This window comes from Methylobacterium sp. XJLW, assembly GCF_003254375.1.
Lineage (GTDB): Bacteria > Pseudomonadota > Alphaproteobacteria > Rhizobiales > Beijerinckiaceae > Methylobacterium > Methylobacterium fujisawaense.
The window spans coordinates 980,441-1,006,538 of the sequence record NZ_CP016429.1 but is presented as its reverse complement, the minus strand read 5'-3'; the positions used below and the strand labels follow the sequence as shown (position 1 = coordinate 1,006,538).

Annotated in this window: 17 protein-coding genes and 5 pseudogenes; 9 read left to right on the top strand and 13 right to left on the bottom strand. The window is 64.9% G+C overall.

What is annotated here, in order from left to right:
• Positions 1 to 173: 173 nt before the first annotated feature.
• Positions 174 to 1,015: pseudogene (locus A3862_RS04640) on the bottom strand (IS5 family transposase).
• 73 nt (positions 1,016 to 1,088) lie between these two features.
• On the opposite strand from A3862_RS04640, the pseudogene A3862_RS32565 reads away from it, so the two are divergent.
• Positions 1,089 to 1,184 (top strand): annotated as a pseudogene (locus A3862_RS32565) (IS5/IS1182 family transposase); the annotation flags it as partial.
• A 48-nt stretch (positions 1,185 to 1,232) separates the two neighbouring features.
• Here A3862_RS32565 and metB read toward each other — a convergent pair.
• Together metB and egtD are read right to left on the bottom strand one after the other, a co-directional pair.
• Complete coding sequence (metB, locus tag A3862_RS04635; RefSeq protein ID WP_111473304.1) at positions 1,233 to 2,396, bottom strand: cystathionine gamma-synthase; 1,164 nt, start codon at positions 2,394 to 2,396, stop codon at positions 1,233 to 1,235.
• A gap of 442 nt (positions 2,397 to 2,838) precedes the next feature.
• Complete coding sequence (gene egtD, locus A3862_RS04630) at positions 2,839 to 3,792, bottom strand: L-histidine N(alpha)-methyltransferase (protein ID WP_111473303.1); 954 nt, start codon at positions 3,790 to 3,792, stop codon at positions 2,839 to 2,841.
• Between the two features lie 722 nt (positions 3,793 to 4,514).
• Between egtD and A3862_RS04625 the strand changes: the two genes are divergently transcribed.
• Positions 4,515 to 5,120, top strand: a complete 606-nt coding sequence (locus A3862_RS04625; protein WP_111473302.1) for a helix-turn-helix domain-containing protein — start codon at positions 4,515 to 4,517, stop codon at positions 5,118 to 5,120.
• Between the two features lie 556 nt (positions 5,121 to 5,676).
• Here the strand turns inward: A3862_RS04625 and A3862_RS31380 are convergent.
• Positions 5,677 to 5,823, bottom strand: a complete 147-nt coding sequence (locus tag A3862_RS31380; RefSeq protein WP_164706338.1) for a hypothetical protein — start codon at positions 5,821 to 5,823, stop codon at positions 5,677 to 5,679.
• A gap of 938 nt (positions 5,824 to 6,761) precedes the next feature.
• On the opposite strand from A3862_RS31380, the gene A3862_RS04615 reads away from it, so the two are divergent.
• Positions 6,762 to 6,974 (top strand): dodecin, encoded by a 213-nt coding sequence (locus tag A3862_RS04615; protein WP_111473300.1) that lies wholly within the window; start codon positions 6,762 to 6,764, stop codon positions 6,972 to 6,974.
• Positions 6,975 to 7,722: 748 nt separating this feature from the next.
• On the opposite strand, the gene A3862_RS31375 is transcribed toward A3862_RS04615, so the two are convergent.
• A complete protein-coding gene (locus A3862_RS31375; RefSeq protein WP_164706337.1) occupies positions 7,723 to 7,869 on the bottom strand; it encodes a hypothetical protein in 147 nt (48 codons plus the stop codon).
• A gap of 255 nt (positions 7,870 to 8,124) precedes the next feature.
• On the bottom strand, positions 8,125 to 8,460 hold the full coding sequence (locus A3862_RS31000; RefSeq protein ID WP_124262928.1) for a hypothetical protein: 336 nt from the start codon (positions 8,458 to 8,460) through the stop codon (positions 8,125 to 8,127).
• A gap of 667 nt (positions 8,461 to 9,127) precedes the next feature.
• Here A3862_RS31000 and A3862_RS04610 point away from each other — a divergent pair.
• Positions 9,128 to 9,601: a hypothetical protein gene (locus A3862_RS04610; protein WP_111473299.1), complete on the top strand. Its 474-nt coding sequence runs from the start codon at positions 9,128 to 9,130 to the stop codon at positions 9,599 to 9,601.
• A 72-nt stretch (positions 9,602 to 9,673) separates the two neighbouring features.
• Positions 9,674 to 9,907 (top strand): hypothetical protein, encoded by a 234-nt coding sequence (locus A3862_RS30995; RefSeq protein ID WP_124262927.1) that lies wholly within the window; start codon positions 9,674 to 9,676, stop codon positions 9,905 to 9,907.
• Positions 9,908 to 10,573: 666 nt separating this feature from the next.
• Here A3862_RS30995 and A3862_RS04605 read toward each other — a convergent pair.
• On the bottom strand, positions 10,574 to 11,506 hold the full coding sequence (locus tag A3862_RS04605; RefSeq protein ID WP_236961745.1) for a hypothetical protein: 933 nt from the start codon (positions 11,504 to 11,506) through the stop codon (positions 10,574 to 10,576).
• Between A3862_RS04605 and istA the strand changes: the two are divergent.
• Positions 11,465 to 12,718, top strand: a pseudogene (istA, locus tag A3862_RS04600) (IS21 family transposase); the annotation flags it as partial. The gene A3862_RS04605 and the pseudogene istA sit on opposite strands and share 42 nt — an antisense overlap.
• A gap of 1 nt (position 12,719) precedes the next feature.
• Positions 12,720 to 13,579 (top strand): annotated as a pseudogene (istB, locus tag A3862_RS04595) (IS21-like element helper ATPase IstB).
• A 142-nt stretch (positions 13,580 to 13,721) separates the two neighbouring features.
• Here the strand turns inward: istB and A3862_RS32315 are convergent.
• Positions 13,722 to 14,258: pseudogene (locus A3862_RS32315) on the bottom strand (transposase); the annotation flags it as partial.
• A 196-nt stretch (positions 14,259 to 14,454) separates the two neighbouring features.
• On the opposite strand from A3862_RS32315, the gene A3862_RS04585 reads away from it, so the two are divergent.
• Both A3862_RS04585 and A3862_RS04580 read left to right on the top strand, forming a co-directional pair.
• Positions 14,455 to 15,273 (top strand): IS5 family transposase, encoded by an 819-nt coding sequence (locus tag A3862_RS04585; protein ID WP_111473298.1) that lies wholly within the window; start codon positions 14,455 to 14,457, stop codon positions 15,271 to 15,273.
• Positions 15,274 to 15,556: 283 nt separating this feature from the next.
• Positions 15,557 to 16,126, top strand: a complete 570-nt coding sequence (locus A3862_RS04580) for a helix-turn-helix transcriptional regulator (protein ID WP_124262926.1) — start codon at positions 15,557 to 15,559, stop codon at positions 16,124 to 16,126.
• Between the two features lie 640 nt (positions 16,127 to 16,766).
• Here A3862_RS04580 and A3862_RS04575 read toward each other — a convergent pair.
• The 5 genes from A3862_RS04575 to A3862_RS04555 form a co-directional block, all read right to left on the bottom strand.
• Positions 16,767 to 17,354: a tetratricopeptide repeat protein gene (locus A3862_RS04575; protein WP_111473296.1), complete on the bottom strand. Its 588-nt coding sequence runs from the start codon at positions 17,352 to 17,354 to the stop codon at positions 16,767 to 16,769.
• Between the two features lie 44 nt (positions 17,355 to 17,398).
• Positions 17,399 to 19,213, bottom strand: a complete 1,815-nt coding sequence (locus A3862_RS04570; RefSeq protein WP_205782322.1) for a hypothetical protein — start codon at positions 19,211 to 19,213, stop codon at positions 17,399 to 17,401.
• 71 nt (positions 19,214 to 19,284) lie between these two features.
• Positions 19,285 to 20,286 (bottom strand): hypothetical protein, encoded by a 1,002-nt coding sequence (locus tag A3862_RS04565; RefSeq protein WP_111473295.1) that lies wholly within the window; start codon positions 20,284 to 20,286, stop codon positions 19,285 to 19,287.
• Between the two features lie 43 nt (positions 20,287 to 20,329).
• Entirely contained in the window at positions 20,330 to 22,945 is a 2,616-nt protein-coding gene (locus tag A3862_RS04560) for a virulence factor SrfC family protein (protein ID WP_111473294.1), read from the bottom strand.
• Between the two features lie 8 nt (positions 22,946 to 22,953).
• Complete coding sequence (locus A3862_RS04555; RefSeq protein ID WP_111473293.1) at positions 22,954 to 26,064, bottom strand: virulence factor SrfB; 3,111 nt, start codon at positions 26,062 to 26,064, stop codon at positions 22,954 to 22,956.
• Between the last annotated feature and the right edge of the window lie 34 nt (positions 26,065 to 26,098).

Below are 26,098 nucleotides of genomic sequence, written 5' to 3'. Positions count from 1 at the left end.
CTCCCCGGCGGCCCTTTGCTGTTAAGTCTACCCGCTGCCTTGAGAAGACAATTCCACCCCGGGCGAGTGCTGTCAGAAAGGTGCGTGGGCCGATGCGCCGATATGAGCGGCGTGCGTTCGGACCCATAACTGTGGCGCGCTGGCCCAAGGCGTGCCTCAGAGTCTGTCCGGCATCATGATGTTTTCTGACAGAGCTTTCGTGTCATGAGGCGGATGGAGGCCAAGAGGACGAACGCTCGTCCTTTCCGGCTTTTGCATTCCCAATCCTTTGCGAGACGGCGGCAGCGGTTGAGCCAGCCGATGGTTCGCTCGACGATCCAGCGCTTGGGCAGCACGGCGAAGCCCTTGGCTTGATCGGAGCGCCTGACGATCTCGACCGTGAGGGTGCGGCAGACCTTGCGAAGGCCATCTTGGAAGGCCGGTCCCTGGTAGCCGCCGTCGGCGAAAAGCTTGAGCAGGAACGGGTAGAGGCCAAACAGCGTGGCCATCACCAGTACGCCGCCCTACCGATCCTGAATGTCGGCGGGATGACGAGCGCGTGCATCAGCAGGCCCTGGGTGTCGACCAGGATGTGGCGCTTCTTGCCCCTGATCTTCTTGCCCGCATCGTAGCCGGGCGGGTCGATCGAGCGCCCCCTTTTTCCGCGCCCTTCACGCTCTGGCTGTCGATGATGGCCGCCGTCGGGCTGACCTCCCGATCCACCCGTTCCCGGCAGGCGACGTAGAGCGTGTGATGGATCCGCTCCAGCGTGCCGTCATAGTCCCAAAGGTCAAAGTAATCGTGCACCGTCGAGCACGCCGCCAGATCCTTTGGGATCGCCCGCCATTGGCAGCCGGTGCGGAGCCACGTACATCAGGCCGTTCACTACCGCCCGCAGATCGACGCTGCGCTTGCCGCCGCCACGCTTGGCTGGAGGGATCAGGGGCTTGATCAGCGCCCACTCGTCATCCGTCAGGTCGCTCGGATACCGAAGCTCGCTTCGATCGTAGCGAGCCCGGTTCTCGGTCGTCCACATCGGCAGCCTCCATACAGGCTGCCTTGAATCATAAACTCCTCACATCACTCAATATGTCGCCGGACAGACACTCAGGGCTCCTGCAGGTGGAGACCATGGATCAGTTCTGGCTGGCGGACGCACGACGAAGATCCACGCGCTCACCGATCGCTTCTGCCGGCCGCCCGCCGCCTCAGCTTCGCAGGCATCCTCTACCCCACCGCAGCACTCGATTATTTCAGGTGCTGGCGACCGCCTCCAGGGCCCGCGACAGGTCGGCCAGGAGATCGGCCTCGGCCTCCAGCCCCACCGACAGGCGCAGCAGCCCATCGGTGATGCCGGCGATCGTCCGAGCATCCGGATCCATCGCGGCATGCGTCATGGTCGGCGGATGGGCGACCAGGCTCTCGACGCCGCCCAGCGACTCGGCCAGCGTGAACACCCGGAGCGCCGCGACGAAGCGTTTCACCGCGTCGCGCCCGCCCGCCAGCTCGAAGCTCAGCATGGCGCCGAAGCCCGCCTGCTGGGTCTTGGCCAGGGCGTGTCCCGGATGCGTGGGCAGACCCGGATAATGCACGCGGGACACCGCGGGATGCGCGTCGAGGAAGGCGGCCAGGGCCGCGGCGTTCTCCTGCTGCTGCTCCACCCGGACGAACAGGGTGCGCAGGCCCCGCAGGGTCAGATAGGCGTCCAGCGGCGAGCCGGTGACGCCGATCGTGTTCGCCCAGGCGGCCAGTTCCTCGCCCACAGCCTTGTCGGCGGCGATCACGGCCCCGCCGATGACGTCGGAATGGCCGTTCAGGAACTTGGTTGTGGAATGGATGACGAGATCCGCCCCGAGGGCGATCGGCTGCTGCAGGGCCGGCGACAAGAAGGTATTGTCGACCACCGCCAGCGCGCCCACGGCCTTCGCGTCCGCGGTGATGCGGCGGATATCCACGACCCGCATCAGCGGGTTGCTCGGCGTCTCGGCGAGCACAACCTTCGGCCGCTCGGCCAGCGCCGCCGCGAGGGCGTCCGGATCGGTCTGGTCGACGAAGGCCACCCGGTAATGGCCCCGGGCGCTGCGGAAGCTGAGCAGGCGGTGCGTCCCGCCGTAGCAATCGTGGGGGGCGACGAGCAGGTCGCCCGGCCGCAGGCTCGACAGGGCGAGGTCGAGGGCCGCCATGCCGCTCGCGACCATCACGGCTCGGGCGCCGCCCTCGAGCTTGGCGATCGTGTCGGCCAGCGCGTCCCGCGTCGGATTGCCGAGGCGCGAGTAATCGTAGGGTCCAGGCTGCTCGAAGGCTGGGAACTTGAAGGTCGTCGACAGGTGGATCGGCGCGATGACAGCGCCAAAGGCCGCATCCTGGGCCACGCCGTTGGCCGCCGCGATCGTGCGCGCCGCTAATCCCTCGGACATCGGATCTTCCTTTTGGAATCAATCTCTGAATGAGCCTTCTTCATTTGTTAGTTGGCGTGCCTGCAGGGCTAACCATCGCGCGTCGCAAAGATATCGCTGGCTTACAAAGTCGAAAGTTGCAAATCACAGGGCGCTCTTACCAGTGAGCTGCAAATGTCCTGTGTTTGCCTCGCCCCAACGAATTCAGGCCTCGCCCTCGGGCAACTCATGTCCTAACAGCCCAGCAGCGGGCCCACGAGCCAGCATAGCTCTAATGCGGTGATCGCGGCCAACGCGCTGGAGGTTACGAGCAGAGGCTCGCCTGCCCTCAATCGCATTCCTTGCGCCCGCCCTCGTGAAGGCATCAGCGATCTGGTCCAAAAGCTCTGCCTCGCCTAAAAGGCTGAGAATGCGATCATGCTCTGTCACAACCCCAGTCCTACTTCTCACACGCTTACCTCGCCTAGCACTCAAGTAGGTGCAGGCAAGAGCTTCCAATATCGTCCTGCCAGAAATCAATTATTTTCCAGCCAGCCCTGGAGGCGAGAACATGAAAGTCTTTTGGGGTGTATTTGAACGATGTATCAGTAAGTATGCTTTCTCCCGCCTCAAACGTTATTGTCTGACCACCGAGGCGATACTCCGCCGATTTACGTGCCACTAGGTGCGCTTCTACTCGATTAGGATCACGAAGAACCCGTATATTGTGATCAAAATTCTCGACATCGAAATCCGCGTTGCACTCGCGATTTAAGCGTGCGAGTACGTTCAAGTGAAAGGCTGCCATTAGGCCGTCCGGACCCGCATAGGCTCGGTTTAGCCGCTCGGTATCCTGCGTTCCATCTGTACCGATTAGAAAGAGACTTGAGCCAAGTGTTGTCCTTGCACGCTCAAGAAAAGTTCTCGCGTCGTTGGGATGAAAATTTCCAATGCTCGGGCCGGGGTAGAACCCTAGAACCGCACGGTCGGACAAGCTCAGCGGCAAATGCACCGTTTCGGTGTAATCGGCGCAAACCGGGATCATTCGAATGAGTGGGTACTCAGGTCTGAGCTGTTGGATTGCTGCGTTTAGGTATTCACCGGCGATGTCGATGGCAACATAGGTATCTGGCTGAATCAAAGCGTTCAAAAGAATGCGAATTTTACGGCTTGCGCCGCTCCCGAATTCAACAACAGTTGCGCTTTGACCAATCCGCCTTGAAACATCAGATTTTATCGACAATAACAATTCTGTCTCTTGTCGGCTAGTATAATATCCTTCATTGTGACAAATACGATCGTAGAGATCGGATCCGATATCATCCCAAAGATACTTTCCTGGAAGAGTCTTCGGCTGGTGCATCAGTCCTGAAAGCGCATCTCGCAGCATGTCCGCGTGATCGCCTTCAATAGGAGTACCTGCTTGATTGGCCGACATGCTGATGCTCTTCTTGAGTGACAGGTTCTAGGGAAGGCCTCGGAATTAGGGGCGCCTCGTGCCCCAAACCAATCAATGTATGTTGCGGCCACCTGAGCGGCCGTCCATCAAGGCTGTCTCTCAGTTACGACGCTCGTGGAGCTTACCCGAGTCTCTCAACGGTTCTGCTACTCCCTGACATGCAATGGAGTTTGAATTGAAAATTCTCCTATAATCAACCTCCCCGAGCCTCCCTTGAGCAAGAGGATGAAATCGACTCGATGTTTCTTAAATGGAAATGAGTGTTCTTACAAGGAACGAATGCGTGGGGTCGGTGCGTCGTGATGCACTGACAACGGCACGTTGCTCGGTGCTCAGTCGCGGGATCGCCCCGGTGTTCGCTCCGAGACACTCTACCCTCAGACCACGCCGGGGGCAGCCTTGGTTTTGCGGCCCACAAGCAGCTGCAAGCTTGACGCGCAGCCGAGCTCGGCCTGAGGTCGACCTTCGATCCCGCGCATGCGCAGCATCAATGTGTCTGGGCACGCGCACTGGGCCCGCTCAGATTGTTACGCAGCAAAATCAGGCGTTTACGCGCCGCCGCACTGCCAAACGGATCACGGCAGCCCCATGGCCGGTGTCAGGCTCTCACTCATCCGCGGCTAACCGCGAACTTTATGGTTTCGCGGCCTAGTGGTACCCTCGCGGGTCGCTTCATTTCGTGGACTGGACCAACTAACGACATGCTGAACACCGCGTCCAACGCGCCTACCGATGAGAGACGGACTCTCGAGAAGGCTTTAGGCCACCAAATTCGTCTACTTCGGCGCGAGCGTGATCTTTCGGTGGCCGATTTGGGCGCAGCGGCCGGCATATCGCCTGGCATGGTTTCTAAGATGGAGAATGGGCAAATATCTCCGTCGCTTTCATCGATCAACGCGATCGCCAGCGCGCTAAACGTACCCATCACGGCCCTGTTCTCGGCCTTCGAGGAAAATAGAGACTGCTCCTACGTCAAACGCGATCAGGGCGTTGTTATTGAGCGCAGCGGAACGAAAGTCGGGCATGTTTACGAGTTGCTTGGCGCTAGCTTGCGCGGCGAACTCGTCATCGAGCCTTACTTGATCACTCTAAAAGAAGACGCCGAGGCCTACACGAGTTTCCGCCACGTAGGCGTAGAATTTATCTTTATGCTAACCGGAGAGGTGATATACCGACACGCAAATCACGACTATCATCTCGAGCCTGGGGACTCGCTCCTTTTCGACTCAGGAGCTCTGCATGGGCCCGCGAAATTAGTCAAGACTCCCATGACTTACCTCTCTATCATAGCTTACCCGAGAAGATAATCTAAAAATTCCAGCGGTGCTCGGCTCTCAGAGCGCCAGGCCTGCTGAATAGTACCACGGCGATTTTCCAGAACACCGACTTTGACTGGTATCGCCAAGTTTCCAAAATAACGGGCTCAAACTTTCATACTGACTGCGCCCGATGTTGCAATCGGAAGTTCGGTAAGGGACTTTAAACTTCACACGGCGAACCCGAGGTAAGCAGATGCTGGGCGGGCATCTAAAACGTGTGTCGGGAGTTGCTCGGCGTGCTCTGGCAATGGCCTGGCACACGCGCCTTGGTCGCACGCGGAAGCGCGCTTTGCCCCTCGTGCGGTTCGGATCTCGCCGTTTAATCCTCACGGGGCGAAGCGGTTTTGAACGGTTGACTGCAACGAGCTGATCGAGGTGGTGTCGCAACTGCAGCGTTCAGGGAAGTTCCGCAGACCTCTCTGATACTGCCTTCAAGCTCGACTCTGGCCGGTGACCTGACCTGCATGAGCGTGCTGGCAGATGTGGCGACCACGGTAGCCATCGCCGCACCAACATTCTCACCTCTGTAAGCGTAGCTTGCAAATTAGTGGGTCAGGAAGGTGAAGAGCCCGCGCGAGTCCCCCAACAGGGCGGCGCCACGGTGGCTCTCACGCAGGTCGGCGATGGAGACCCGCGCCACGAGCGGGCGGCCGTCCGCGTAGCACAGCGTGGCGCTTGCGTCCGACCACACGTTTGGCCGGACCGTAGTCGCGCTCGCCAGAAACTAGCTTGCGTTTCGTAAAAGGAATGATACTTTCCTTAAGGGATCGGCTGCCGTTTGAGGATTGGCCGACCTATGGGTTTCTTGCAACGACCCAGGAGGGCCTACAAGTGGCTGTAGAGTTGTTGTCGCCTGAGTTCCCTCACACCGTCATCGTGTCCTGTACCGACGAAATGCTTTCGGAACGCCTGTCCCACGCGTGGCTGCTCGGATCCTGCGGCAAGGATTGGACGTGGGGGCGGGCAGGCTTGGAACAGCTGCGGTTCTCCTTCAAGCGCGAGACGGATAGCGCGGAGTTCCGGCTCCGCACGCTCGCTGAAGGTCGTCTTCCCACTGCATTGGCATGCTAGGAATAGCTTATGGCGTGGACCACTTTCCGAGTCACACAATTCCGGGAGAGGGCAAAGGCTAAACTATTTCGGGGCGCTATGCCAACGTCCTGCCGCGGTAACCGCACCAGAAACCACTTTCCGAGCGGCGCCCCGCCAAGTTCATTGGTAGAACCAGGTAAAGGTCATCAAGCACCCGGATTGGATCATCGGGTGTGGGGCGCCCCGCTCGAATTCCGAGCGCTCAATCCTCTGGCTGAACCCCTGTTGGCATCTCGCCAAGCATCAAGGTCGCGGGTTACGTAAGGCACCGGTCTTCCCGACTCACACTTTGGTCTCCATCGGTAGTAGTAAAGTTTTCTAGCTCAACAGCAGAAAACCGAAATGACATCAGATGCATTGGTTCCGAGCATGGGCCCTAAAGGGCGGTATCTTGGGGGTACACCCAAACGTCGGTACATTATTTGTTCGGTCAGGGTGCGCCCGCCGCTTTGAAGCATTTCGCCGGCATACATTCGAAGTGGAGAAATTGAGTCCGGCGGCGCGTTATGACGAACCTTTCTCGACAAGGAGATATCTATGTCAGACCATGTCTATAAGGTGACCGAGCTGGTTGGTTCTTCGACTGTATCGATCGAAGATGCGATCCGAGTAGCGGTCAGTCGTGCGAGCGTCACGTTGCGCAACTTGCGCTGGTTCGAGGTGCTTGAGACGCGCGGGCACATTGAGAATGGAAAAGTTCAGCATTACCAAGTTTCGCTGAAGGTCGGGTTCACAATGGACGACGCGTGAGCGTGCTCAAGGACGCTCCACCTTTCTGGCTGCCCTCTGAAATTAACGCCGCTCTCCGCCAGTATCGGCTTCTCCGCTTCAATGCTCGGTTTGGGAGCATCTGGCGGGGAGGCGACGTACGGCAAATTGCCAATCTATGACCAGCGGCGTCCCACGAAGGTGCGGGAAGAGGATTACAGGCCGAGCGATATAATTGACTTTGCCCACTTACGCGGTCGCGGTTTAATGATTGAAATCAAGCGAGTGGTCAAGCGCAAGCGCCTTTGCGACGAAAATCTAGTTATCTGGGATACACTGTCAAGCAACCGTTCCGAGGAAGCAGACGCAGCGGATCCTGCCAAGCGCTAGCCGTAGTTTGTGACGTATCGGATAAGCTCCCGGTACGCTCTGCCGCCCGGGAACTGATCTGCGCTTCCGACGCAACCGGTTCGCCGATCTACGCCCGAGGCAAGCTCTCGCTTGCTTGAAAATTCAGGTATGGATTTCCTGATACTTGCATTAAAGACGTTCGAGCACCGGCACCGTGCTCGGGCAGCTCAGGTAATTGTTCGGAGCTGCTTAAGACGTCAATCGAGGCGGTTCAGGCAGACGATCCGATGTGATCACCCTGCCTCGGTAAACAGTTGTATTCAGAATTCTAACTTGCCTACAATCTCATCTTCCTCATTGCCCCTGGCAGGGGCTGGGAAGAGAAATTTCGGCTGCGCGGAACCTTCACTTGAGAGAGCAAGGACCGGCGCCGTCTAGTTCAGCGGCTCAAGTACATGCCGACGAGCAGAAAGATGAAGCCGTAAAAACTAAAACTCCCCTCGCGCTGTTTGGTAGCATCGAAGAAGTGAGATAGAGCCCCGCCTGCGCAAAAAAGTGCTCCAGCCGCGATGGTCAACGCCGCCATATCTCCGTTCTCCTTCGTCTTGATCGATTGCAGTTACTGTTTGTTGGCTGGTTAATCTCCGCTTTGCTGGCCAATTACAGTCTATCATCGCAGCTCTTGGACTAGGTTAGTTCCACCAAGCGCACAAATCCTCTCCTTAGGTGAGTCGAAGATAGAGAATTACCCAATGCGTCAAGGCCCGTCCGATCAGCAGTGCGCTAACCGTTGGCAAACTAGAAAGAGAACAAGAGCTATCCGGGCTACCAGCCTACTGAGTCAGCGGGCTCCTAAGATCCACAAGGATAGATCAAGTACCTTGACTGTGCTTCCTTCTTGACGCCGACAGGCAGCGACGACAGACGCTCTGGCCTCGTGGATTGGTACGCGATCGCCGCCGTACCGGTAGACCGTGGCCTCGACCGCGGTCGCGATGTGGGCGAGCACGCAAGCACCGAACAGCGTCAAAGAACCAGTCAGGCTTGCGACGTCGAGATCAGGATTCGACGTTGAGAACGTGGCCGCGTAGATCGAATAAACGAGCAGCACACCGCAAAGTGAGGCCGTCCAGTTACGACGCAACGCCAATGGGACCCAAGAACTCTGGTGCGGCATGGCAGGCATCCCCCAAGGCATCGGTTCTTTAAGGGAGCGAATCGTTCTCGTGCGGAAATATTGTTCAGGGGAAAGATCGGTGTCAACACTGAATTGCGGTGAGCGGCCCGCAGCCTGCTTTTTTTCTGAGCGGCTGGAAAGCGTTGGTACGCTGACACGACTGCTCTCGCGGCGGATTGGGTCTACGGGTCTTAACGTCAGCCGTCATATTTCAGTGCGGCTGGCACAGCGGCGTACTCGACCTGGCTGCGTTTCCGCACAGTCATCCTGGCGACCTGGAAATCGGGCAGCATGGCTCCTCTACAGCCCAACAGTTCGCTCCAATCATTTTGTGAGGCGCGCTGGCCTTACGCCGCACGGTGAAGCGGGGGCAGGGCAGGAGCAGGGACAGGACCGAGTTACACGGAGATGCACTCGCCGCCGGCGGCCACGACCAACATTGCGCGGCCCTTTCAGTCTCAAGTCTGATACTTGGTCCGTGGTATGCGGAACACCAGGGCAACGGACTTACCAAAAACACGATCTAATCTGCCCCAAGATCGGTGCTAAGACTCGGTATCGGCTTTTTTTACGGGAAGTTGCCGCGGGACAGCTTGCCAATTGCACTTTGGTGTGAAATGAGGAGGAGAACCGGACGCGACACCGAGGTCGTGGATGGGGGCATCATATGTTTATCGATAGATTCGAGCTCTTGTCGCCTGACCGCGGCTGGAACTACGAGCCCGAGCGTGCTCAGTTGCTCCAGAAAATTTCTGCTCCCCTATATACTACCGATGCCGAAGGGCGGCTGACCTACTACAACGATGCAGCCGCTGAGCTATGGGGCCGCACCCCCACCATTGGTGAGGAGCGCTGGTGCGGTTCTTGGCGCATCTACGGCACCGACAACGCGCTGATTCCACGCGAGCATTGGCCCCTGGCACTTGCGTTCCGAATCGGCAGCGCACCGCGCTGCCTGCAAGTTGTTCTCGAGCAGCCTGACGGCACGCGAGTGCCTATTATGCCGTATCCGACGCCACTGCGGGACAGACTCGGGAAGATCGTGGCTGGCTCCAGCATCCTCGTGAGAACGAGCCAGCTGTCAGGCCAGCGCGAGCATTCAGCGTACTCACAGAATGTTGATAGGCAAAAATCGAATTAATTCAGACCGCCAATGATGCCCGCCGGTCATTGAGCAAAAAACGGTGCCGACGGCGAAACAGTTCGAGGGCGTATGACAGACGAGAACCGCAAGGCTGCAGCGCAAGAATTCCTAGAGATTATCACTCATCGTGCTCAGCACAGCAGAACCAATTCTGCGCAGAAGTTGCGTGAGCGCCGCCGGCGTTTAGCTCCGCTCGCGGACTTGACCTCGGACGTGCACCTTCAGACGATTCTGGCTGAGCTTGACCGCCAATCGGCAAATTTGGAGTTGGAGTTTGATACGCAATTGCCGACGAAAGCATGATAACACCGCTATTAACCCGTCCGCTCACTGTGATTGGGAATCAGCACGCCACACCTGCAGCTTCGACTTAGTTCAGAGAACATGTGGTGAGCTGCGGTCGAACGTTAGGACCGGCAGATAGCGGTAAAATATGCTCTTTGACTGTGCTGGGCGTGAGAACTTCGAGGTCCTCACCTTGTCGTTGCTCCGCGACTGAATGTAGCTTGAGGTGCTCGGCGCTTGCTTTTCGTCCTCAAGTCGCCTGCAGCTCCTCCAATCTTGGCTGACTATCTTCATCGGCGGCGGTTGAGGCTGGACGTCCAATGACGTCCTCACAAAAGTGAGAAGCACTATGCCTATCCTACGGCGGGCAATTCGACTGCGATTGCATGCATTCCTGCATCGTCCGCGCTGACGTGGTCTGAGATTATGGTACTTGAGTTCGACGAGCTGGTAGACCGCATCTACGAGGCTGCCGCCGTTCCAGATCTCTGGGCTTCCACGCTATCGGAAATCGGCCGGTTCGGTGAGGGCGTTGGAGCTCTATTGTTCATTTTCCAAGGCCACGAGTTCCGCTATGTGGCCTCGCCCGAGCTAGAGCATTGCGTCACCAAATTCATGTCTGAAGGATGGGCGGCTCGCAACGACCGGCCGGCGCGATTATTTTCTAAGCTCGACTTTGGCCACTCATGCGGCTTGGCATAGAGCGTAGGCCCAAGGGCGGGGCAGGACGAAGCGCCGTTTTGGTCTGTGGCGCTGACGGCAAGACAGCACGGAAGCCTGTTCACGCCAGAGCGCGTAGCGCACTGCCGCAAGAGCGTCGACGAAGGTCGGCTTCGGTTTGGCGTACCACGTCGCCGCCGTGACGCGAGTGCGCTCGCGGGTCGGCAGACGGCTGGCGAGCAGTGTCACGATCGAGAACAGCGCGAGCAGGCAGGGAGTGGTGCGAGCGATGGCCTTGTCCGACCACTGCCGCTGCGTCTCCACACCCAGGTGAGCGCGCGCCTCCTGGAAGGTGACCTCGACACTCCAGCGCCGCATGAACCAGGACACGATCTGCACCGGCTCGCGGTCGAGATCTGTGCAGAGCAGGGCCTGCGGTGCGAAGCGGTTCTCAGGATCGCGCACCAGTACCCAGCGGATCGGCACGATCGGGAGGCCGCCGTGCCGCCACACTGCGGTCGCGGAGGCGATCTCAAGGGTGTGCTCACCCGCCCCATACCAGCCGGGCACGACGGTCGCTTGCCAGCCCGTGCTCGCGTCCGCGAGCACGTCAGACAGGCTTGGCAGCCGAGCGCCCTTGGTCCGCGGACGCCCGATCGTGCCGGGCGGCCGCGGCGGGGCCGGCTCGTAGAGAGCAGCATCCAGCCGCAGGCGGGTGATCGCCGTGATGCCACCGCGGCGCATGGCGTCGAGGAACAGCAGTGTGTCGACGCCGGGTGAATGATGGACGGAGGCGCCGACTGAAAAATCCCCAGTTCTGCGCGTGTCCGCAGGGTCGGAGGCGCTGATCTGGGCAGCCGGGCGTCGACACCTCGCCGATGATCGAACCTCGTGAGCGCACGAGGAGTGTCGGCGGTGATCCAGCTCGGAGAACTCGTCATGATCCTGGACCTGCACCGCCAGGGCCTGTCCGTCACGGCCATCGCTCGCCAGCTCAGCCTCGACCGCAAGACGGTACGTCGGTACATCGCCCGCGGCCTCGAACCCCCGGCCTACACGCCACGACCACCCCGCGAACGTCGCCTCGACCCCTTCACAGCCTACCTGCGCGAGCGCGTCGCCGCCTATCCCGCACTGACCGGCTCGCGTCTCTGGCGGGAGCTCAAGGAGCGCGGCTACGCGGGCGGCTACACCGCGGTCACCGACTATCTGCGCGGGATACGCCCGGCGGTGCCCGCCCCGTTCGAGGTCCGCTTCGAGACCCCGCCCGGCCAGCAGGCCCAGGCCGACTTCGCCCGCTTCGTCGTCACGTTTGCGGACGAACCAGGCGTGACGCGCATCGTCTGGCTGTTCTCAATGGTGCTGAGCCACTCCCGCCACGTCTGGGCGCGCTTCGTTCTGCACCAGGATCTGCAGACGGTCCTGCGCTGCCACATCGCCGCCTTCACGGCCCTGGGCGGCGTGCCGCTGGAGATCCTCTACGACCGCATGAAGACCGCGGTGACCGGCGAGAGCGAGGATGGCCACATCATCTACAACCGCTCGCTCGTGGCACTGGCCGCCCACTATGGCTTCCTGCCGCGCGCCTGCCGGCCCTACCGGGCGAAGACCAAAGGAAAGGTGGAGCGGCCGTTCCGCTACGTGCGCGAGGACTTCTTCCTCGCCCGTAGCTTCCGCAATCTCGAGGACCTGAACGTCCAGCTTGGCGATTGGCTCGCCACCGTCGCCAACGTGCGCCTGCACGGCACCACGCTGCGCGTCGTCTCGGAAGCCTTCGCCGAAGAGCGACCCAGTCTGCAGCCGCTGCCGGTCGTACCGTTCCGGGCCGTGCTGCGTCTGGAGCGGCGCGTCACCCACGAAGGCCTCGTGAGCGTCGGCGGCAACCTCTACAGTGTGCCCGACCGGACACGGCGTGTCGTCGAGGTCCACCAGTTCGCCGACGAGATCCAGATCTTCGACGCAGGCCGTTTGGTGGCGGCGCACCCCGTCATCGAGGGGCGTCGGCAGATCCTGGTCGCGCCCGGGCATCGCCGCAGGCCGGAACTGACGCGCCGCACCGCAGCGGGACGCGACGGCCCCATCGTGATCGGCCGCACCGGCGAGCACGTCGCGCGGCGCTCGTTGGAGGTCTACGCCGCCGTCGGCCGCCGCTTGGCCGAGGGGGCCGGCCATGACGGGGCGGCTGGATCCTGCCGCGACCCTGGAGAGCATCCGGCGCAACCTCGTCGGGCTCAAGATGGCTCGGGCATTGGAGGTGCTCGACCAGACCCTGCGCCAGATCGAGCAGGGTCAGATCGGCGCGGTCGAGGCCATCGACGTGCTCCTGACCGAGGAACTGACGCTGCGCCAGACGCGGCGGGTGAAGATGGCGCTGATGACGGCGCGGATCACAACGGTGAAGACGTTGGCCAGCTTCGACTTCGCCTTCCAACCCTCGCTGGACCGCAACCGCGTCCTGGCGCTGGCGGGCCTGGACTTCATCGACCGGCGCGAGGCCGTCCACCTGCTCGGTCCACCCGGCACGGGCAAGAGCCACCTCGCTGTGGCCTTGGGCGTGGAGGCGATCAAGGCAGGGCGCAGCGTCTACTTTGCGACGCTGGCGGACATCATCGCTTCCCTGGCCAAGGCGGAGCGAGAGGGTACGTTGCGCGAGCGCATCCGCTTCCTCGCGGCCTTCGCCCTCCTGATCGTAGACGAGATCGGCTATCTGCCGGTGGTACCGGGCGGGGCAACCTGTTCTTCCAGCTCGTCAACGCGCGCTACGAGCGGGTGCGATGATCCTGACCTCGAACCGTGGCTTTGCGGAATGGGGCGAGGTGTTCGGCGATCCGGTCGTGGCCACCGCGCTCCTCGACCGCCTGCTGCATCACGCGGTTGTCGTACAGATCGAGGGGCGAGCTATCGGCTGCGCCAGCACGCCGACCTGGTACCCGAGCACGTGCGCTCGAAGGCGACGATCACGCCGCCGCCGGCCCCAAGCGCCGCGGTCGTCCGCCAATGCGTCACGAGCCCGAGCCCAATGCGGCCTGACCCACGGGAGTGGGGACTTTTGCTTCGGCGGATCTGAGGACGATGCACTCGGCGTTGACAGCAGTGCGGACAAGCCGCTGTCGCCGACCAGGACAAGGTCGCGTGCGCGCAGCCAACGGCGGGCCTGAAGGGTGAGTTGGCGACCGACTTCGAGCAGCGGCTTGTGCCGGCGCCCGCGCTCCCGACAGGCTCGCTCGGAAGGGACGAGAGCGGTGAGGAACGGCAGGGCCCAGATTCGTCCCGCCCAGGGGACGGGGGCGAGCAGCATCAAGCTCATCCAGCGCAGCCCGCTGGCTTTGACGAAGTGGCTATCGGAGGAGCGGACCGGGTCACGGTAGATGCCTTTGGCCGCGATGCGCTTGCCGCGGCGGCGCTCGATCGTGTCATCGAGCGCAAGGATGACCGGACCACGCGATGCGAAGGCTGAGATGAGCATCCCGAGCAGGATGCGGCTGCCGTTGCGCGGGCACCATGCCGTGCGGTTGAGGATGCGGTGGACGTTCACGAACCGCCGCTCCTGCGCGCGGCCCGTGATGCGCAGGACGCTCGCCACCGTGCGGCGGCCCGGCGTCAGGATCGCGCCGATCAGCAACAGCTGGGCATGGCGCCAGGAGCGGTGGACGAACAGCGGCGCGAACGCCAGGATGATCCCGGCGAAGCGGGCAGGCAGGGGCAGCATGGCGGTGTCTCTTGGCGGGGACGCCAACAGCCTATCCACCACGCCCGCTTCGTCACCTCCGCCCAATCGACGCGCCGCAAATGGCCAAAGTCGAGCTAAGACCCCGTTTCATAACGGGATAAACAGCTTAGCGGTTGGGTGAGCGGCGAGCATCGCGGGCGTTGGGAGAGTGTCTGACGCTCACCCAGGAACCTTGATGTGGACACCCGCCGCCCGCGCGGAGCTTGCGCGCGAGAGCCTGCCCTATGCAACCTGCCTGAGCGATGCCGAATGGACGGTGCTCGCGCCGCTGCTGCCTGCACCGTCCAGCACCGGCCGCCCATGGCGCTGGCCCATGCGGGCGATCCTCGACGGCATCCTATACGTGCTGCGCACCGGCTGCGCGTGGCGGCACCTGCCGCTGGACTTCCCGCCCTGGAGCACGGTGCATCGCTGGTTCTTGCGCCTGTCGCAGGCAGGCGTGTTCGAGCGCCTCGCTCACGCCCTCACGATGGCCGATCGGGAGCGGGTCGGACGCGAGGCCAGCCCGACCGGCTGTGTCGTCGACGCGCAAGCCGCGCGCTCAGGTGGCGTGGGAATGGCAGGCGAGCGCGGTTATGATCCAGCCCGGCGGGCCGTCGGGCGCAAACGCCACGCGCTGACCGACACAGACGGCCGCCTGCTCGTGGCTGGGATCTCCACCGCCGACCTTCACGACAGCCACGGCGGCATCGCCCTGCTGCGAGCCTCACGCGGGCTATTCCCCTTCTTGGCCCACTGCTTCGCTGACCGCGCCTACAGTGGTGAGCGCGTCGGCATGGCCACCGCCATCATGGTCGAGATCGTCGCGGCGGAAGCCGGGCAGAAGGGCTTTGCCGTTCAGCCCCGGCGATGGGTGATCGAGCGGACATTTAGTTGGATCAGCCGCTGCCGCAGGCTCGCGCGCGACCACGAAGCGACCCCGTCCTCCGCGCTTGCCTTCTTCGTGCTCGCTGCGGCCATGATCCTCGTCAGGCGGCTCGCCAAAGCCTTATGAAACGGGGTCTAAGCCGCACACCGGCTTCCTCACCGATCTGGATGTCTACACGCCCGAAGAGATCGAGGCGAACCCGATCTTCACCCAGTTTCTTCGGCCACACGGGCTCGGTTGGGGTGCGGCCACAGCCATTACAGTGCCGAGTGGCGAGCAGATTGTAGTCGATGTCGAGCGAGCTTATGAACGCGGGCCTGTCCCAGCACAGGTGGTAGCGAGGCTTGATCCCCTCCGTCCGCATCTTGCCCGCGCTGCAACTCTCTCCACACGTCTGCGGCTTCAGGTCGTGCAGACCGCGGCCGACGTCCTTGAACTCATCGGACTTCCAGCGGCGGTCCTAGGTCGCAAAGGCCAAGCCGTAGCGATGAATCAGAGTTGCCAGTCGCTGTTGGGTGCAACTGCACGTGACGGTCGCCGTTTCGGCTTCGTGGATGCAGCGGCTGACCGCCTATTGGTAGACGCGCTGCAGGGCTTTGCAGAGCGTGGACTGCCCGGCACACAATCGATCCCCATCCGTGCGAAAGAGGACGCGGCACACGCGGTCGCCCACGTTCTCCCGGTCCGGCGTAGCGCGCGCGACTTGTTTGCCTCCGCATCCGCCGTCGTAATCATCGCGCCCTTAGCCCAGGACGCAGTGCTTGGCCGCTCGGTGCTGGAAGGTCTCTTCGATCTCACTCCTGCAGAGGCGCGCGTCGCTCGCAGCGTCGCAGGCTGCCGCACGGTCGAGCAAATCGCGAATGAAATCGGTATCTCGCCAAACACGGTACGCGCCCAGCTGAAGGCGGTGATGGCGAAGACGGGCGTCAACCGCCAAGCAGAACTTGTAAGACTGCTTTCCGGTCCTGTTCTCGTCTGACTACCCGAGGTCTGAAACCCGATATTTCGTACAGCGCTGGTCGCTTTGACCGACGGACTCAAGCGAGGTCCTCCCGTCTTGGCTGACGTAGATTCAGGCATCGTCCGAGAGGGTCACCTGATAGATGCCGGCAGGAACTGCGAGCGCCGTGGCGAAGCCCCCACAGTTTTCCGGCCTCGGAATGCGCTCTGCGGGAACAAAAAGGCCACCTCGGCAATTGGCTTCAGCTGAAGGTACCCGCCATCTCCTCGGAGCGCAGTGCCGATCGAGGGTCTGAACTTAATCAGCTTGGCCTTGGTGATGTCCGCGACGGGTGGCGAGCCGCCATTGGGTTGCCGCCCGAAAGCCGACATTCCGCTTGGCGCCCAATTCGGCCGTTTATGCGCGTTCAGCAATGGCCTCAAAGCAGACATCAACCGTGCATTCGATCGCATATGCACAGATCGTTGGCAGGCACCGCGCCGTCGTCCTATGCTGAGAATGGGCCGGACACAGTTGGCAATTCAATTAATTGTTGCGTGACTGCGATACAAAAATCTCATAAGCAGCTAATCGAATTATCCTTTAAGAAATCAGCGCATAAAAAAATCTAAGCCATTGGCAGGAATAGTGAAACTTAGCTGAAGCGCCGAGGCGAGGATTAATTGCATCCAACGCTACCACAGAGCGAATTAGTCGCATTGAGCGACGGCGATGTTACCGCAGCGCCGCGCAATACGTTAAGGGAACTTTTGGCTTCTTCGTTGTCAGGCTTCAGACGAAGAACCTCTTCGTAATCTCGGATTGCCGCCTGCGTGTTCCCGAGGGTGATGTTCGCTTTCGCCCTGTTGATGAGCGTATTCGAGAAGGCCGGCCGCATCGCCAGCGCACGGTTGAAGTCGGCGATCGCCGCGGTCGGGTTCTGCAGGCCGGCATAGGCGACCCCGCGATTGTGGAAGGCGTAGGGGTACTGATCATCCGCCCGAATGGCGCTGTTGCAATCCGTCAGAGCGTCGGCAAACGCCCCCCGGTCGATGTTCGCCCAGCACCGTCCATCGAGCGCGATGGCGCGCTGCCGCGGCGTCCGGGCCTCGGCCAGGAGGCGGCTGCATCCGCCGACGCGCATCTCCGGGCTCCCGGACCGACAATCCTGGGCGGCATCAGCCAGAGCGGGGGAACTCGGGAGCGCCATCGACGCGATCAGGCCGGCGTGGACCCATGCAATGAGGGCGAGCAAGGGTGCGCGCATGGTCGATCCGTCCTGCTTCCGGCTTCTCGGGCGGCTCATCGCTCTCAGCCGCAGCGATTGTTGAAGACGTCGCGGCCGGGCAGCTGCATCGAGTTCATCATGCGGAGCAGTTCGGCCCGGTACAGGTCGCTGAACTCGGCAGGGAAACGTCCCCCGATATTCGTGATCGTGCTGCGGTCGTCGCGCCGGATCGTCGCGAAGTCGTAGAAGCTTCTGTCGTCGAAGCTGCCTTGGGCGACGGCCGTCCCGCGGCCTTCGAGCACGAACCCGGCGCGGACCGGCGAGGTGTTGACCTCCTGCGCGCGGCTGATCTGGCTCCGTCGCGGCCGGATCTGCTCCGTGATGAACTGTTGCGCGCTGCCGCAACGCTCGTTCGGGCTGACCTGCACGTACATGGTCACCTGCTGGCCATGCTGGCGCGAGTGCCAGATCGTCGTGTAGGTCTGCTTCTGCGGATCGTACTGGTCGTTGGCCATCGGCGAGATCTCGAGCAGGTTGGTCGAGTAGTTCAGCGTCCAGCCGGAGGCGCTTCCGACCGTGGTGCGCTGCTGCAGCTCACGCTGGCGCCGCTCCTCCTCCGCGCGGCGCTGCTCGTCCTGCTCCCGCTGGCGTCGGGCGTCCGCCCATTGCCGATCCATCTCCTCCTGCCGTCGCCGCCTGTCCTCCTCCTGACGCCGGGCCTCATCCGCCTGACGCCGCGCCTCCTCCTGGCGGCGGGCCTCATCCTGGCGGCGGGCCTCATCCTGGCGATCCCGCTTCCGGATGCATTCGACCGCGAAGGTGTCGACCAGGGCGCGGAAGCGTCCCGCCGGATAGGACGCGCTGTAGCTCGCGGTGGCTGTGGCATCGTCGCAGGAGGCGACCGCCCGCTGATAGGCCCGCTGCTCCCGTCCCGCCTGCAGCCGGTCCTCGAAGGGACGGGCATAGGGATAGGTCCCCGTCATCGCCTCGCAGGCGCGAATCGCTGGATCGAGGCTCGCCCCGCTCAGCGCGGCCGGCTCGGCATTCGGGTCGATTTTGTTGCACTCGGTCCGCAGGCCCGCGAAGAACCCCTGCGGGATGAAGGCGAACGAGGTGGTGAGCGCGCCGCTGGCCCGAGGCTCCAGATCGCTGCCGGCGAGGCCCCGCTTCAGGGTTTCGTGCGATTGCAGGAAGGTCTCACCCTCCTGCGCCATTGCGGCGAGCATGGGATCGCGCAGCGAGGCGCGGCCCGCGAGCGGTCCGCCCGAGGCATTGCGGCGGCCGGCGCGTTCGCCGCCGATGACACTCGCCCCGGAACTCCCCGCCGCGGCATCGAAGTCGCAACGCCCGCCCGCCGCGGATTGACACTCGTCGATCACAACAACGAGTTCGCGGGTCCGGCGGCCGGCGATGCGGCGCAGCACGTCGCTCAGCCGCACGCCCTCGCTGTCGAGCAGGCCCGGGCGCTGTCCGGCGTCGGCCGGGGTGTCCCACGGCATCAGATAGATGTCGTCGGCGCCGCCGATGGTCGGCCCGAGGGCGAAGACCGCCACCTGGGGATCCTCCGGCAGGCGGCCGACGGCCTCGCGCAGTCCGCGATCCAGCTGCGGGCGGTCGGCCGGCCCGACCGTCCACACCTCAAAGCCGATGTCGCGCAGGCGCTTGCGATAGGCTTCCTCGTCGGCGTTGGCCGTCGCCGCCCGGCCGCCGGAGGACGAGGCTTGCGGCACGATCAGCAGCGCGATCCGCTGTCCGGTAACGACGCTGCTGCGCGCGGCGGCGGCCTGGACCGTCAGGCCAGGCGAGGCCGCGTGCCCGGCGGTGGCGGCGGCGACACCGAGCGCGGTCGCGGCGGCCAAGAGCCTCCAGCGACGGCCGGTTCGGGCGGGCGGGGCCATGTCGGGGATCCTGGGCATCGGAGGGGATGAAACGCGCGGGCAGACGGACATCGTGGGATGCGTCGGGACCATCAGGGACGACAGATCGCCCGGAGGCGGTCGGCGGCGGCACTGCCCTCGCACAGCGCCCGGAGCGCCTCGGTGTGGCGGGGGGAGCGGTTGCGCCAGAGGGCGTAGTAGTAGGCGGCCCGCACGACGTCGGGCCGCGCCACCTCGCGGTACGCCGCGTCGGCGTTGCCGGGGTCGTAGAAGCGCGCGAGCTGCCAGGCCGCATCCGCGCTCGTGACCGGATCGGCCTCCTCGAACGCACGGAAGGCCGCACTCCCCTGCCGGGAGGCGAGCGCCGTCTCGCCGAGCGCCAGGAAAGCGCCGGCCGGCGCGCGCTCGTCGACGAGACGGGCGTAGCGCTGCCGCAGCTCGGCGGCCGTCAGGCGGGAATCCGGCTCGGGAGGCGCGGGCGGGGGGCTCGGCTCCGGGGCGGGGGCCTCGCGGCGGGCCACGATATCGGGCAGCCGGTCGCGGTACAGGTAGACGCCGCCCGCGGCCAGCGCGAAAAGCATCAGCGCGACCAGGGGCCAGAGCAGCCGGCTCTTCCGCGCGGCCGGCTCGGGCGCCGGCGGAGCCGCAGGCGCGGCGTCCTGCGGCGGGGCCGGCTCCGGTTCCGGGAGTGGCACGACCGGGACCGCCGGACCGCCGGTTCCGTCCCGGGTCAAAGTCGGAACCGCTGCCGGAAGGCCGGCGAGGATACCCCCGCCGGACGGCGCGGGCGGTATGAAGGGCCACGCGACTACGCCGAAAGAGGTGCCGTCCTGCGCGACAATCTCGATCGGGACCAGTTCCTCGATGCGATCGACGACGTTGGGGCCGAAGCGCGCGACGGCCCGCCCGTCCCGTTCGGTCACCGCGAGCGGCGCGAGCCACGCGACCTCCGGCTGCCAGCCCTCCGCCCCGAGATGCCGCGGCTCGGTGTCCTGTCGGCGGAACGAGAGCAGCGGCGACGTCAGCGGGCGACCGAGATCGATGAAGGCGTAGCCGCCTGACTCGTCCTCGTCCTCGGTGATGCGGATCGTCATGGCGAAGGCTTCTTGGGCAAAGCGGGGCGAGCGGGCGGGGCGGTCAGGCGGCGCGCGCCTGAAGACCGGCGAGGATCGCGCCGATCCGGGCGTTCTGCGCGAGGTCGATCGTGACGCCGGACGCGCTCTTGGCGTTGTCCTCGACGACCCGGTAGAAGCCGTGGAACCAGTCGGTGGCGTAGGTATGGGCGAAGGTCGCGGGGGCCTGCCCGATGCTGCGGGCGTCGTAGCTGACAGGCCGCTGGGCGAAGGCGACCCGATCCCCCGCCTCATCCTGGATCGAGGGACGTTCGCCAGCCGGCGGAACGAGGGTGAACCCGAGGCTGCCGGTCAGCCGGTTGAGTCGGGTCGCCGCGATCAGGGCGAGCTTGACCGTCGACTGCTCGGAGCGCTCGACGGTTGCCAGGTCCCGCAGGTCGGAAGCGATGCCGCCCTCGATGTCGGCGCGGCGGGCCAGGATGATCAGCTCGCTGACCACGATCTCCAGGGCGGTCAGCGGGACAGCGAAGCGGCGTGCGAAGTCCTCGGTCTCGATCGTGCGGCGCAAGGCCCCGATCCAGGCGGCGACCACAGCCCGCGCCATCGCGCGCTCCCGGTCACTGCCTGGGTTTGACGACTCGACGCGGGGTGGCAACGCCGCACCCGGCCGCGGGATAGCCCCGGGGCGAGCAATGCGTGGCGCCGCGACGGGGAGCGCGGCCTCGGTGGTCACGCTCTCCGCCCCGTGCAGGGCGTGCGCGAGCGTCGCGGGGTCCACCATGAGCGCCCGCAGGAGCGAACCGAACTGGCCGGCCGCCACGACCCCGTCGAGCGCGTCGAAGACTTGGCCAGCCGCCTCGCGCCGTTCGGCCAGCCGCGTCTCGATGTCGAGGGCGACGTGGAAGCGGGCGAGCCGCTCCCGCATCTCGGCGCGCAGGGCCTCCAGCCGGGAGGCGATCTGCTGCGCCTTCAGCGCCGGTCGGCAGACCCGCGACAGGTTCTCGACGAGGTAGCTCACGCCGCCGTCATTGAGGCGGAGGGCCTCATCGAAGGCGCGGCCTGGATCCGCGAAATGCGCGGTCGCCTCCGGCAGGGCGGCGAAGCCGGCGCGCAGCTCGGCGATCCGCTCCTGCTTCTCGGGCAGGAACGCCACCTCGCGCCGCCCGTCGTAGCGGATGACCGATTCCGCCGGGTAGTTCGGGTTCCGGAACCAGTAGGTGTTGCGGAACGGCGCGCCCGGCGTCCATTGCCGCGGCCACGTGTGCGCCTTCCCGAAGAAGCCGAGCAGCGAGGCCTCGATCCGGTTGCGGAAGCGCAGGCCCGCATCCTGGCCGACGTCGCCGGCTTTGTCGACGAAGTGGCTGTCGAACCACGTGAGCACGAGGAACAACAGGTTTGGCAGCTGCGCCCGCGCCTCCGGGCTCGATCCATGCGTGAGCGTGATCCAGCGCTCCACGAGGTCGGGCAGCGTCACGACCTCCTGGTTAGAGGGGCGGACGCACAGCATCATCGCGGTCAGCTCTTGCTCGGCGACGTAGCGGTCGAACAGGTAGGCGACCTTGCCGCGCAGGAAGGTCTCCTTCAGCGCGTCCGGGTGGGCGGTCAGGAAATGAGCGAGATCGACCTTCTGCCTGCTGCGGGCGCCGGGGAAATCAAGTAGGTCCGCCTCCTGCAGGAAGGCCCGGGGCGTGTCGGCGATCTCGATGCGCAGCTCCGCGGTGATCGCCGCCACTGTGGCACGCGCCAGCGTGACGGTCCTGCCGCCGGCCGCGTGCACTGTCAGGGTATCGTCCGAGCGAGCCGCCCCGAGACCCGCTAGGGTCGCCACATCGAGGATGCTGCCCTCGCGGGGCACCAGAGCGGCGAGCGGCGCGAAGATTTCCTCCGGATGGTCGAGGCGTTCCAGCGCCTCCGCGAGCTGGCGGTAGAGGGCCGTGAAGGCCGCATGGCCGCCCCAGAGCGGCGCGAACAGGCGGGCGCGCCCGTCAAGGTCGAGGCCCCCGGCCAGGCTGCGGGCCTCATCCCAGTAGCGGGCGAGATCGTCCAGAGGCCGCGTGCCGCGGGCCTGATCGCGCACGTAATCCTGCAGGTCGTCGATCGCGACGTCGCCGAAGCGCGACGTACCGGGACGGGCCTGCGCCTTCAGGCTCGCCAGCAGAGCGGCGATGGCCTCGGGGCCCGGCGGCGTGTCCTTGGTGGCGTCGCCGTCGTGCAGGAAGGTGTTGCACAGGACCTTGACGAGATCGACCTCGCTGAGGACCCGCAGGCGGACCGGCGCACCGGGCGGCGTCTGCTCGGGCAGGGCTCCCGCACCGGCCGTGAAGCGGGTGACCAGCCCCGTGGCCTCCTTCTCGCCGATCGGGTTGATCTCGGCCAGGAAGTCCACCGGCTTGTGCCCGTCGAAGCGGGCCCGCAGGGCACCGTCCTCCGGACGCGCTAGAACCTCGACCAGGTAGGATTTGCCCGCCTGGCTCGGCCCGAACACGCCCGCGCACATTGGCCGGGCCGCCGCGTGGGCCAGCCGCTCGGCCCGGTTGGCCGCCTTCCGGACGTAGCGGATGAGATCCGCACGCTCGCGTCCGACCGCGCCGGCATTGGCCTCGTCGCCGAGCCACTGCTCGGCGTCCTCGGCCAGCCGACCCGTATTCCTGCAATCCTGCGCCAGATGTTCGGTCGACATGCGTGATCTCAATCCAGGGCGAGGATGCCGGTGTCGAGCCAGTATCCCTGCTCCGAGGCCAGGGTATCGAGCACGAGCTCGATCTTGCGTCCGACGTCGAGACCGTCCGCGTCGTAGGCGTCGGTGATCTCGAACTCTTCCTTCATCGACTCCGAGCGCAGCAGGACATCCGGCCCTTCGTCGTCGGGCCGGCCGTCGCCGCTGCGCTCCAGGGTGATCTCGAGGGGCAGCCGCAGCTGTATCGCCTCCTGGCCGGCGCGCATCCGCAAGCGGTAGAGCGGCGTCGCAATCCAGCGCTCCACCGGCAATTGCCGGTACCCTAGGCGCATCGGCGCGTAGTACCGGAGCTTCGCGCTCATCGCCGGTCCCTGGCGCCGGGCCGAGGCCGGCGCGTCGAGATCGACCTCGCGGAAGACTAGGCCCGCGTCGCGGAGTTGGCCGCTCAGCTCCAGCTCGCCGATGTAGCGGGCCGTGGAGCGCAGCGCGAGGCGGCGGGTGAACAGGGTGAAGTTGGTGAGCTGGCCCTCCGCGAGCGCGCAGAGCATGCCGCCCACCGCCGTGGTGGTCTTGGGATCGCCGATGCGGCGGTTGTCCCGCTCCCGGAACGGGTACCACGTGCCGGCCTGATACTGGTGGAGCGGCACGATCCGGTCCGGCGAGACCGCGAGCTTGTCGACGAGGCAGTCTACGAAGGCCTGGAGTCGGGACGGGCGGCCCGAGAGCAGCACCACGTCGACGTCGAGGGCGTGCACGGCCTCGCACAGGTTGTCGAGGACGAGGTCGAGCGTCGCGACCACGCAGGCGCCGACCACGTCGGCCCGGCTCTCGAAGACGCAGTCGGTCAGGGCGAAGTCCGCGGCGCCGCCGGCGCGCGCCGGGATCTCGAGGAAGTCGAGCAGGCGCTGCTGCGGCAGGGCGCGGCGCAGGATCCGGCCGCCGCGTTCGGGGAAGAACTCGGCGAACGGGCGGGCGGTGATCTCCGCGCCCGCCTCGACGTCGCCGAGGATGCGCAGTCCGATCGGTTCCAGCACCCGCGACACAAATTGCCGCCGCAGATGCTTCTCCTGCTCGGCCATGTTGGCGCGGTCGCCGCCGAAGCGCTCCAGCAGCAGGGCGTGCGGGTCGGGATGCCCGGCCGACCGCAGAGCCGCCTCGATCGTGGGCAGGACGAGGCGCTCGATCACCCGCTTGAGGATGTCGTCGCCGGCGATCCGGAACCCCTCGCGGAAGTTCTGCACCGGTTTGATCGCCCGGTTGCCCTCCGCGTAGTAGGTCGTGATCATCAGGTCGGTGGTGCCGCCGCCGACATCGATGCTGGCGATCCGCACCGACGGCTCCGGGCGGATCTCCGGGCCGGGCACGGTGTCGGGCTCCGCGAAAGGCCGGGGGCGGCCGACGAGCCGCAGGAAGCCGTCAACGGCGCCGCCGAGCTTCTGGGTGATCTCCCCGTACAGGTAGACGAACTGGACGCAGCTCGCCTCGTCCCACGCGACGTGGACCTCGGGCTGGGTCAGGCCGGGGGGCGGGTTGTCGGCCCAGCCCATGAGCTGCCAGATGAGCTTCACCGCACCCTCGGCGCGGGACCGGAGCAGGCGCTGCTCCTGGACCGGCATTGCGGGCGGCAGGGTCAGGATGATCCGGCGCAGCTTGCGCGGGGCGTCCTTCGTGCGCCGGCGCTCGCGGACCCCGGCATTGTTGATGGTCGACAGGGCGTGGCAGACCACCTCGGCGACCATGAAGGTGAAGTAGGACGAGCGCGAGAAGGTCAGGCGCGAGGCGCCGACGCGGTCGTCCGGCAGGACTCGGATCCCGTAGCGCTTCCGGTCGGCGTCGAGCTGCGCGATGACGTCGCCGCGGCTGTTGACGAATTGCCGAATCGTGCGGTCGATTAGCGGGCTCGTTCCGTCGGCGCCGTAGTCGCGGTCGGGGAAGCGCCATTCCTGGTTCACCGGGCGGACGTCGCACAGGTAGCGCTTCGGGCTCGACAGGCCGCCCACCGCCTCGGTGCCCTGGGCGAGCTCGCGGAACCGGCTGGCCTCGGGCCCGACCCGGACGGGGCTCGGCCAGAAGAACGCCCGCGGGCGCGCCGACAGGCGCGAGAGGTGATCGCGGCCGAACCGGGCGTGCGACAGCTCGACATGGCTCTCGAACGGCTCGGTGTAGACCTGCTCGGGCTCGGACAGGTCGCGCAGCTGCAGCACGAACGAGTTGTTGAGGTCGACCCGGTCCTCGTTCGGGTGGGACTCGATCAGGATCCCGCAGGTGCGGCTGTTGCCGATATCGAGGATCAGGTCGACCGTGACCGGCCGGATCGCCGGCTCAGCCGTCACCGTATCGGTGAGCCGCAGGGTCCGGGGCCGGACCGCCATCTGCAGATACTCGAGGAAGACCAGATAGCGCGCGTAGTGCTCGAGCGCGTTCGGGATGTCCGTATCGCGCAGGGGGCGGTCGGGCCGCTGCGCCGCCTTGAACTCGCGGTACTGCTCCAGCAGCCAGGCGGGGACCCATTCCTGGAAGCCCGCCAGCCGGCGGGTCTCCTCGTCCTCCCCGGCCGCGCCCAGGAACCAGCCGATGTCACGGAAGCGATGGGCGAAGCGGAACTCGTGCTCGTTGGCGGCATCCTCCAGGCAGGGCGCCGTGTAGGGCCGGTTCGGGCGCCGCTCGAGCAGCTCGGTGTCGAAGGCGAAGATCACCCGGTGGCTGATCGGGCTGTCCGGCGCCCGGTCGGCGACCTCGACGATCCGCACGCGCGCCCAGTTGGTCGGTCCGAGGTCGAGTTCCTCGCCGCCCTCGACGCCGGCCTTGACCCGCAGCATCGGCACCGGGGTCCATTTCTCCAGGAAGACCTCGAGGGCGCCGCGCTCGCCGACCGCGTATTCCCGGTCGTCACCGCGGGCGGTCTCGACCGCGTCGGCACCCGGATCGTCCTCGTTCCAGGTCGGAAGCAGGCGGTAGGTCCGCCGCCCGTCCCCCTGTGGGGCGCCCGTGACCGCGCGCTCGACAAAGCGGCGGGACAGGCGCCCGACCGTGTCGATGTGGAAGGCGTATTCCACGAACTGAACACCGCTGTGCGGGACCAGCCGGATCGTGGGGCCGAAGGGGACGGGATCGACGAACATCGCGGGGGACGGATCTCGTGGGGCGCGTGGCGGC